The sequence below is a fragment of the Paenisporosarcina sp. P4_E4_2 genome, assembly GCF_056401595.1.
Genome location: NZ_JBFUJC010000081.1, coordinates 1 through 10,649, shown reverse-complemented (window position 1 = coordinate 10,649; position 10,649 = coordinate 1). Strand labels below are relative to the sequence as shown.

Here is a 10,649-nt window from a genome sequence, read left to right as displayed (position 1 = left end):
CTACGTTCCCGTAGTTGGCGATCTTCCGTACGATTAATTGAAAGTTTTATTTGTAAATCGTTTGCTTGTTCATAAGCCTCACGCACTTGTTCTTCCGTAAACGTGTTAAAATGCTTGGATACATCGCCGAGCCGCTTTCTTGATAGACGGGTATCTTCTTCAAGCAAATCACCTTCTATTAATACATCAGCTAATTTCGAATGGACAATTTCCAATTCTTTTTGCATTTGTAATAAGCTTTGTCGATTTTGTTCGCTTATAATGAAAATATCGTTTTTGGAGCGGTCCATCGTTTCAACCATTTGGCTGAAAATATGATCTAAAGAATTGATATCGACCTTTTTCCCTGACATCGGGTATTCTCCTTTTTCGAGCAACTGTCTGATGAATGCTTAATCATTCATTTCTCTATCTATATAATACGTCATATATGCCTTTATTCCTGCTATGACTGCATTTATTATATCACTATATACACAAAAACATATTAAAATTAGATGACAACTAGATGTCAGCGAGGAGTGGAAAGATTTGAGAAAAGATTATGTCACAGTTAAAGGCTTCGGAGAATCAGAAATTATTATTCAAAAATCCCGATTCCTCACTTACGTAAACCGAGCTGAGACTGAACAACAGGCTCAAGCCTTTATTGATGAAATAAAATCTCAACATAAATCAGCGAATCACAATTGTTCAGCTTACATGATTGGAGAACATGACTCCATTCAAAAAGCGAATGATGACGGGGAACCAAGTGGAACAGCTGGTGTTCCGATGTTGGAAGTTTTAAAAAAACAAGGCTTAAAGGATACTGTCGTTGTTGTAACGCGATACTTTGGCGGTATTAAATTAGGTGGAGGCGGTTTAATTCGTGCGTATGGAAAAGCTACTACCGAAGGAATTCAGGCAGCGCATATTGTCGAACGCCGACTCCACCATTTAATGAAAGTTTCTGTCGATTATACGTGGCTGGGTAAAGTCGAAAATGAAGTGCGTGGGTCCACCTATCCACTCGAACGCATAGATTACGCAGATACTGTGGAAATACTTCTCTACGTGCCTGTATCAACAGAAGAGGCATTTGTAGAATGGATAACAGAAATGACGAATGGGCAAGCTAAAATCGAGCAACAATCTTCCAAATTCCTTGAGTTTGACACCTAAATTCGGGCCTTTATTGCGTATATATAGCAAGAAATATTTAACAGATGTAATGATTTTAAAGAAAATGTAAAAAACTTTTCCTTTTACGGTATAGGTAAAGCATTGTATAATGAGGAGTGCTGTAGCTAGAGACGAAACAATGAGCTAACTTGGGACGTCTTATTGAGTAGTAGGGTCGAACCCTACCCAGAGGAGATTAAAAATGAATCGAAAAAAATATAAAACGACAAGAAGCGGTACCTCGAAAAAGTCATTAATACTAAAAATTTCAGCTATGCTTGTTGCGTCCCTCCTGATTAGCTTAACCGCTTACGGAATTTATTTAGCTAAAAAGGCAGAATCAGCTGCAGACAAATCTTATGAAGCAATTCATGATCGCGCAGGCTCAGAATTACGTGAAGAAGCTGTTAAACCCCTTGAAGATAATGTATCCATTCTTTTCATTGGCGTTGATGATAGTGAAGCACGCGGTCAAGGTGAAGGCAACAGCCGTTCAGATGCATTAATGCTTGCTACACWTAATAACAAAGATAAAACCGTAAAATTAGTCAGCATTCCACGTGACTCATTTGTATACATCCCTGAAGTGGGACACAAAGATAAAATAACTCATGCCCTTGCTTATGGCGGCACGAAAGCTTCCATAGAAACTGTTGAAGAATTACTCGATGTACCTGTGGATTATTATGTTCGAATGAACTTTAATGCATTCATCGATGTTGTAGATGCACTAGATGGCATTTATGCACATGTTCCTTATGATCGACTTGAAAAAGATGAAAATGACATATACTCCATTCAATTAGAAGAAGGCTATCAGAAATTAGACGGCCGCGAAGCACTAGCTTTGGCCCGTACCCGTAAACTGGATAATGATATCGAACGTGGCAAACGCCAACAAGAAATATTAAGTTCAATTATGAAGAAAGCATCTTCTGCTTCATCCTTTACAAAGTATGGCGATGTAATTGATGCTGTTGGTGATAACATGAAAACAGATATGACGTTTAGCGAAATGAAATCATTCATTGCCTATATCAAAGATGGTGCTCCTCAAGTTGACACACTGTCGCTTGAAGGTTCAGACGACATGTCGACTGGCGTTTATTACTGGTTATTGGATGAAGAATCATTAAACGAAACGCAAGATGTGCTAAAAAGCCATTTGGGCTTAAATCCTGATGCATCCAGTTACTCCGATAGTGGTTCTGAAACAGACTCAAATGAGTTTGCAAAAGAAGATGATTTAGACAATAATGAATAACTTTAAAATCTCGACACTTCAAACAGTGTCGGGGTTTTTTTATGCTTAAAGCGACATCTTTCATCTAATGGCAATTTGTTTCAATATGTTTATCTTTTCCCTATCAAACCATAAAAAAACCTCATGCGAATTTCGCATGAGGTTATGATCATTTGCCGATCATTCGGACAAAGTTGATTAATGGTTTATAGTTCTTGCCAGCCAAGCCAACTGCTTCTACGAACAATTCGATAGCTACTAACATAACAGCGATTAATAAGATTGCCCCCCACAACGTTGCTTGTGAGAAAATCAAAGCTGCCAGACCAAACATCGATGCCAGTGCATAAATGATAAGAACAGTTTGACTGTGAGTAAATCCTACATTCAATAGGCAGTGATGTAAATGAGATTTATCTGGTGCTGAGAGCGGCTGTTTCAAACGCACGCGTCGCACGATGGCGAAAAATGTATCGGAAATCGGAACACCCAACATAATAATCGGGATAATCAACGAAATCACCGTAACATTTTTGAAACCAAGCAATGCAAGTACACCAATCATATATCCAAGGAACAAAGCCCCTGTATCACCCATGAAAATTTTCGCAGGGTGGAAATTGTAGAATAAGAAACCGGCAGAACTCGCTGCAAGTAGTGCAGCCATTGCAAACACGAACATGTTACCCATCATAAATGCCATTCCTGCAAGTGTGATTAATGCGATTGTGGATACTCCTGCAGCCAATCCATCAAGACCATCAATCAAATTGATTGCATTGGTGATTCCGACAATCCATAAAATCGTTAATGGGATACTGAAGTAACCAAAATCCAATTCCCCACCAAAAGGTAAGTTAATGAAATCAATTTCCAAGCCGCCATAAATGACGATTCCTGCCGCAATGAATTGTCCAAGCAATTTTGCTTTTGCCGTTATTTCAAACATATCATCAAGTACACCTGTAATAATGATCATAAAAGCACCTAAAATAATATAAAGTGCAGTTGGATCTTCCGGGTGTAGCACAAAGTAACCAATTAAAAATGAACCAAATATGGCTAATCCACCTAAACGTGGCATTATACGTGCGTGAACTTTTCTATAATTAGGTCGGTCGACGGCGCCCACCTTAAACGCGATTGCCTTCACCACTGGTGTTAGTAGTATCGAAGCGACAAATGCCAGAACCAAAGATAGGTAGAGCATGTCTTTCCTCCTCAAGTTATTACATAATCGTTTATACATATAAATCCATAAGTATTATAGCATGAAACCGATGATGGTAAACAGTATTCGTAAAAATGAATGTTTCTTCCTATGAATATAACCATTAACTTGTCAAATAAAACACTTTCATCCTATTAGACGTCCGAAGTGATTATATGTTTCATAGTATTTCCTTCAATTTTTTGTTAAAATAAGTAGGTGTATAGAAATAAAAGGAGCGTAAAAATTATGATTTCCCTTTTTAAACGGTCAACAGAAACTAGCGAACGCCAATTAAAGAAATATCGTAAATTAGTAGATCAAATTAATAACCTGGAAGATACATATTCTCAAAAATCAGATGATGAATTAAGAGAAGACACTCAAGTGTTCAAAAAACGAATTGAAAATGGCGAAAAAATTCAGGCCATTATTCCAGATGCTTTTGCTGTTGTTCGTGAAGCTTCGAAACGCGTCCTAAAAATGCGTCACTTCGATGTCCAGTTAATTGGAGGTCTAGTATTGACTGAAGGCAATATTGCCGAAATGCCAACCGGAGAAGGTAAAACACTCGTTGCATCCCTGCCTTCTTACGTGCGCGCACTTGAAGGGAAAGGCGTTCATGTCATAACGGTAAATGAATATTTAGCGAATCGTGACTTTGAACAAATCGGACAGATCCATCGCTTTTTAGGATTGACAGTCGGCATCAATCTGCCATTGATGCAACCGGCCATGAAACAAGAAGCCTACAATGCGGACATTACGTACGGTGTGGGAACAGAGTTTGGTTTTGACTATTTGCGTGATAATATGGCACCTGACCTCTCCCAAAAAGTCCAACGCCCTTACCATTTTGCCATTATAGATGAAGTGGATAGCGTATTGGTTGATGAAGCCAAAACACCGTTGATTGTAGCCGGCAAAATGTCAGCTGATGCAGATTTACATATGATTGCAGCTCGTTTGGCTAAACGATTTATCATAGAGCGGGACTACGATTTCGATGATGAAACGAAAGCAACATCATTAACTGAAACCGGAATCGAAAAAGTGGAAGCGGCTTTTGGAATTGATAATCTTTATGATTTGGAGCATCAGACTTTGTTCCATTATGTCATTCAGGCAGTTCGTGCTCATGTAATGTTTGAACGCGATGTTGATTATATCGTTAAAGAAGATAAAATCTTCTTAGTCGATATGTTTACTGGACGAATCATGGATGGCCGTACATTGTCTGATGGATTACATCAAGCAATTGAAGCTAAAGAAGGCGTTACGATTACGGAAGAAAATAAAGCCCAAGCCCAAATCACCATTCAAAACTATTTCCGGATGTATCCCCTACTTTGCGGGATGACGGGTACGGCAAAAACGCAGGAAAAAGAATTCCTTGAAGTATATGGAATGCAAGTTCTGCAAATTCCGACAAACCGCCCACGCATTCGTAAAGATGAAACGGATCAAGTCTATGAAACGATTGAGCAGAAATATACAGCTGTTGCCAAGGAAGTAAAAGCCCGTCACACAACTGGACAACCTGTTTTAGTCGGAACTACTTCTATTTTGCAATCAGAAGAAGTAGCGAAATATTTAAAACAACTAGACTTGGAATTCCAACTGTTGAATGCAAAAAGCGTGGAGCAGGAAGTATTCTTGATTTCACAAGCTGGGCAATTAAACCAAATTACCGTTGCCACTAACATGGCTGGTCGAGGAACTGATATCGAACTGGGTGATGGTGTTTCTGATGTAGGCGGACTATTTGTCCTCGGAACTGAAAAGCATGAAAATCGTCGAATTGATAATCAATTACGCGGTCGCTCTGGACGCCAAGGCGATCCAGGTGAGTCTCAATTCTTTATTTCCCTCGAGGATGATATGTTCAAACGTTTTGCAAAAGATGATCTAGAGAAATTCAATAAAAAAGTGAAAACTGATAGCTTAGGTCTTGTCCTTGGTAAAGATGTTCATGAATTGACGGAACGTACACAGCGTATTGTCGAAGGATCTCATTTCTCCATGCGTGAGTACAACCTTAAATTGGATGATGTCATCAATGAACAACGAAAAGTCATTTATACCTTAAGAGACAAAGTGCTTGAAAGAAATGATTTAATTGATCAATTACACAAAATGTTGGATGAAACAGTCGAGTTTGTTGTAGGGGAAAGTTGCTCAGAAGACGAACTTTCTGCACACTGGAATTTCGACCAAATCGAACAAACGATGAATCAAATTCTTCTAGCACCTGTTTCATTGAATCGTTCTGTTTCTAAAGTGAAAGATATTATTAAACAACTTCAGCCGGCAGTAAATGAATTGAAAGATTACATGTCCACTTTCTCTGAGCAGCCTGAGGTTATGAATACCATTCCACAAGTGATGCTTGCCTACCTGGATTCGACATGGGTGCGACATTTAGAGGCGATGACCCGATTGAAAGAAGGCATCGGTTTACGTGCATATCAACAAGAAGACCCAATGCGCATTTACCAAAATGAAGGTCTGGAGCTTTTTGAAATGCATTACCAGGAGCTACGCCGTTCAATCGCTACCGAGATTATCAACTTTATGAAAATTATTTCAACTCGAGAGGAGACGATTTAATGGGCATTTTTTCGATTTTCAAGAAGACCGAAAAAACGGGTGCTGATAGTACCGTTGAGTCAACAGAGTTAGTTAATGGCACTGAACCGAGTGCTCAGTCGGAAGAAGTCACTACAGCATTGTCCCTTCATCCTGCTTGGGATGTACCAAAAGAACAACAATATGTATTCAGCTTCCTTTCGAATGAGCTTGAACCATTAAAACCAAATCAAATTTCTTTATCAGGCATCGATATTGAGCAAGACGACAATACACAAGCTTGGTTGGTTAAAGCATTTTTACGGACATCATTGGCCACTCCCATTACATTGAATACAGCTGAGCTCGTGCTGATCGATCAAAATGAACAAGTGGTGGCAGTAAAAGAATTCAATCTTGCGGAACTAGGTGAATTGCCTGCAACCAGTGCACGACCTTGGGTGTTTGTTTTTGAACAACCGACTTTAAAAGGAGAACTTCCTAAAGAAGGTTGGCGTTTAGCTTTCAACGTTCAATCGTTGGTACCACACAAGATCGAATTGGACGCAGCTTGGGAAGAAGCCCTAAGCGCCGAACAAAAAGATGGCTTAAAGAAAATTGTTGATTCCCTGCCTAAACTTCATGACAGAGAAGTAAACTTCAGTGGATTCCAGGCAAAAGTTCAGCCAGATGGTACACTTGCGGTCTCACTGTTTATTAGAAATGGGCACTCCCAGCAAATCACATTAGAGCAACTTCCACTGGAAGTGCTCGATGCGAATGGCAAAATTGTGGCACAAGGCGCATTTACGATTGATCAACTTAAGGTTAATGCAAATACTTCTAAACCCTGGACCTTCTTGTTCCCTAAGGAAATGGTCATCAATAAAGATTCTGATATGTCTAAATGGACCGTCAGAGTGCCTCAGAGCGCTTAAAAGCGATTTATCTATCTCTCGGGTCATATTAAATAGAAAAAGCATGTGAGCAATCGCTCACATGCTTTTCTTATTGAACTTTAAATTCCGTTATCGAGTCTTTTACCATTCGGACACCTTTTCCATTCGGTACGAAATGTGTAACGACTAATCTATAGGATTTCCCTTTCACATATCCTCCCGTTGGTGCACTGACGACAACTTTAGTTGCATCACTTCCCGTACGGACGGCTACACTTTGGCGAGTTCCGAACTCATCCTCGACATAAACATGCTTCGTGTTGAAAAATGCGGAATTCATTTGTTGATTGAAAGTCACCGTAAATTGTTTATTTGTATCCACGACTCTCGCTGACGAAGAAGGAACAAATGATTTTGTAGGAATTGGTTGATTTGAATAAACGGCTTGGACCTGGTCAATCCAAATCGAACCCTTACCTTTCTTCGCTGAAGAAGTTTCAGCAATATATATCTTGTTCAATTTCACTGGACTTTGGACATTAGTCGGAATCGTTGCTTCAACGTATTTCCAGCCTACCCAATTAAGTCCTCCATCTTGAGTAAAGTCAATCACTGTTTCGCGACCATTAGCATCTGTAATGGCTGCGCGTAACCAATGATTTGCACCATCTCCATATACCCATGCACCAATTTTCTTAGGTGCCGCAGGAATGGACAAACCGTTCGGCCAAGTCAAGTACGATACGGAGGTACCCTCAGCAAAGCTTGAAAAATCATAAGACAACTTAAGGAAACTGGATCCTTCTTTAGCCTGCAACGTTTTTTCTAAACCAATGGTTGCAGATGAACGGATGGTTTCTGCCTTTAATCCAGTGAGTGAATCTAATCCACTGACTTGTAATGATTTATTTGAAACTGTAACAGGAATCGACACACGTGCAGATCCGAATGTTCCTGTGATTGAACCCGTAGCTTCACTATTTCCTGCATTGAAAGTAGTGCCGTTGATTGAGCCTACGCCTCCTRTTGTCGTCCAGGAAACAGCTGCAGGATTGAAAATAACTTTTTGATTATTACTGATTCCATTCACTTGGAAATTAGCTGATTCTCCAAGTCCGACACGAACTTCTGAAGGAGATGCCACTAATTGTTCAATCGTATCGGTAACTGTAACAGGAATTGAAACCGTAGCGGTATCGTATTTTGCGGTGATTTGCCCTGTTCCTGCTTTCACTCCGACGAAGCGATTATTTTCAATCTTCCCTACTCCATTTGAAACTTCCTGAAGTTCTAGTTTCGTAGAATCTACTATTAAAGGATTATAATATTGATCTAACACATAATTTACTTTAAAACCTAGAGATGCACCAACAGCAACGATTCCCTCTTGATCCTGAGAGACATTTACATGAGTGGCTTGTCCATTAGGTGCAGTACTAATTGCTTCCAAAATAGCAGAGACTGAACGTTCTGAGCCACCAGAAGGACGATTAATCAGAGACGGGTATACATTTCCGTAACGTCGAGTAACCATCGCTGTCGATCCACCACCATCCAAATTGATGGCATTATAAGCACCGATTGAAACAAGGTACTTTGAAAATTCAAGTAGAGTCATACCTTGGCTGTAACCAGACTGACGACCATCGACCGTTACGAAATATGCACGACTGCCAGTGGCATCGGTCGCAACAGCGGTACGGGAAGTTCTTTCAGTTGCACGACCGGCTGTGATATCAATTGTCAAAGCAGACTTTCCATCCTGTACGAGTAAAGGACCTGATGCCAACATGAATTGTGAGCCTTTCCATGCAGAATCAACATCAACTGTCAGTGAAACGTCGTCTCCTATTTTCATAGATGATAATTTAGCACTCGATGTTCCAGATGCGGATAGAACAAAACCATCTTTCGGGATTGTCGAAGAAGTATACTGACCATACGGACGTATAGCGGATACTTTACCGGTCACTTTTTCTCCGAATTTCAACTGGGAGTCTACTTTTTTTGTTACTCCCGTTACAACCACTTCAATTCCATATTGGTTTTGACGGGTTTTTTCTTCACGAAAACCTTCCGTGTATAAAATTAATTCGTTATTTGCTCTTTCCCGGTTCATATCTGTCGTTTTAAATGACGACCCATTATGTTCAATCGTACGTTCTAACGAATAACGTCCAACTTTCGCTTTATTTTCAGCCGTCACACCAAATGCAGCTGGCACGTACATATAGTCATTAAAATTAGTCGAAACTCTTCCTAAATTAACGATTTGATCATTTTTTGCCAGTAAATATGAAGGATAACGATTTTCGAAGGTGAAAAAAGATGCATTAATTGCACCAACTACATTATGGCTCGGATATGTATGTTCTTTTGATAAATTAGTTACTGTCTTAAGTGTATTGATTGGATTGGATACCCCGTATTCGATTTTAGTATACGGATTTGTGACATCGATGGAGAGTTTGTTTACTTTTTGTGGGTAACCTCCCACTGATGTCGAGATAGTTTCGTGGTGTATACCAGGAGATAACGTGGCGGCAGAAACGGGTAAACTTGAAAAGACTAGAATGAATGCTAGTAGAAAAGCAGGCATTCTTTTAAATTTTAGGTACATGATGCAGCTCCTTAATGTTAGATTCTACTAATAATTATACTAAAATATAGTAAAATAGAAATAGTCTATTTGTAATTGTTTTCCATAAACGAAAAAGAATCCACGGGAGACCAGTCCCGTGGATTCTTTTTCGCGCATCAACCAAGTTTTTAAGTTTATGAAAATACAAAACAGGATTTTTAATACGTTTTCATTGTATCACAATTCAGAATTAGTACAAGATGGTAATTTTTCATTTTACAATTTAATCAACTGAAATTACTTCTGGGGGTGTAAGTGACCCAGCAGTTTCTGCACGGTAGATGAATAAGGCAAATTCACCTCGTGTAATATTTGCTTTAGAACCAAATTCAGTAGCCGTTTTCCCTTGCGTAATATTACTTTCAAGCAAAGCTGCTACAAAAGGTTTCACTGTCGAAAGAACATCAGTAAATGGAATATCCATAGAAGTAGCCTTTAAATCGTATGTAAGTGCAATGACCTTCGCCATTTGTTCACRTGACATAGATTGATAACTTCCGAAAGTCTTGGTCGATAAACCATTCATAATTCCGTTAGCCGCAAGAGCATTAACAGCCCATTGACGATTTTGAGGAACGTCCGTGAATCCTGCTTGTGGATAATTCCCATCCGGAGTAAAACCATTTACACGGGCAATCATGACTGCTGCATCAATACGTTTGATTTCATTGGAAATACCGAATTGCGTTTCACTGATTCCCTGTGCATAACCTTTACTGACAATATGGTCCACAGCTGGTTTATATGTATTATTTACATCTGAAAAAGCCGCAAGAACCGAGTTCAAAGGAAGTAGGACGACAATTGCCAATGACAAAAGCAACAAAGTTTTTTTCAACATTTTACAGCTCACCTCTTTTTAAGTCTCTTATAAGTGTAACAAAATATGGAAATGAATACCACCATGCAAATAGTGCCAGGCCC

At 39.4% G+C, this 10,649-nt stretch carries 7 protein-coding genes and 1 pseudogene; 4 read left to right on the top strand and 4 right to left on the bottom strand.

Annotation, left to right across the window (positions count from 1 at the left end; translation table 11 throughout):
* Window positions 1–353 (bottom strand): annotated as a pseudogene (locus AC1DSB_RS08160) (histidine kinase); the annotation flags it as partial.
* A 178-nt stretch (window positions 354–531) separates the two neighbouring features.
* On the opposite strand from AC1DSB_RS08160, the gene AC1DSB_RS08155 reads away from it, so the two are divergent.
* The gene (locus tag AC1DSB_RS08155) at window positions 532–1,164 is read left to right on the top strand and encodes a YigZ family protein (RefSeq protein ID WP_477532911.1); all 633 of its coding nucleotides are present in this window, start codon (window positions 532–534) and stop codon (window positions 1,162–1,164) included.
* A 202-nt stretch (window positions 1,165–1,366) separates the two neighbouring features.
* Window positions 1,367–2,428 (top strand): LCP family protein, encoded by a 1,062-nt coding sequence (locus AC1DSB_RS08150; RefSeq protein WP_477586385.1) that lies wholly within the window; start codon window positions 1,367–1,369, stop codon window positions 2,426–2,428.
* A 148-nt stretch (window positions 2,429–2,576) separates the two neighbouring features.
* Here AC1DSB_RS08150 and AC1DSB_RS08145 read toward each other — a convergent pair whose 3' ends face one another.
* Window positions 2,577–3,617, bottom strand: a complete 1,041-nt coding sequence (locus tag AC1DSB_RS08145; RefSeq protein ID WP_016428075.1) for a glycosyltransferase family 4 protein — start codon at window positions 3,615–3,617, stop codon at window positions 2,577–2,579.
* A gap of 249 nt (window positions 3,618–3,866) precedes the next feature.
* Here AC1DSB_RS08145 and secA2 point away from each other — a divergent pair, with 249 nt between their 5' ends.
* On the top strand, window positions 3,867–6,227 hold the full coding sequence (gene secA2, locus AC1DSB_RS08140) for an accessory Sec system translocase SecA2 (RefSeq protein ID WP_477586383.1): 2,361 nt from the start codon (window positions 3,867–3,869) through the stop codon (window positions 6,225–6,227).
* Window positions 6,227–7,123 (top strand): accessory Sec system S-layer assembly protein, encoded by an 897-nt coding sequence (locus tag AC1DSB_RS08135; RefSeq protein WP_477586381.1) that lies wholly within the window; start codon window positions 6,227–6,229, stop codon window positions 7,121–7,123. Before secA2 ends, AC1DSB_RS08135 begins: the two co-directional genes overlap by 1 nt.
* Window positions 7,124–7,193: 70 nt before the next feature.
* Here the strand turns inward: AC1DSB_RS08135 and AC1DSB_RS08130 are convergent, their stop codons facing one another.
* Together AC1DSB_RS08130 and AC1DSB_RS08125 are read right to left on the bottom strand one after the other, a co-directional pair.
* Window positions 7,194–9,704, bottom strand: coding sequence for a phosphodiester glycosidase family protein (locus AC1DSB_RS08130; RefSeq protein ID WP_477586379.1), 2,511 nt, complete (start codon window positions 9,702–9,704; stop codon window positions 7,194–7,196).
* A 244-nt stretch (window positions 9,705–9,948) separates the two neighbouring features.
* Window positions 9,949–10,566, bottom strand: coding sequence for an S-layer homology domain-containing protein (locus tag AC1DSB_RS08125; protein ID WP_477586377.1), 618 nt, complete (start codon window positions 10,564–10,566; stop codon window positions 9,949–9,951).
* Window positions 10,567–10,649: the final 83 nt, after the last annotated feature.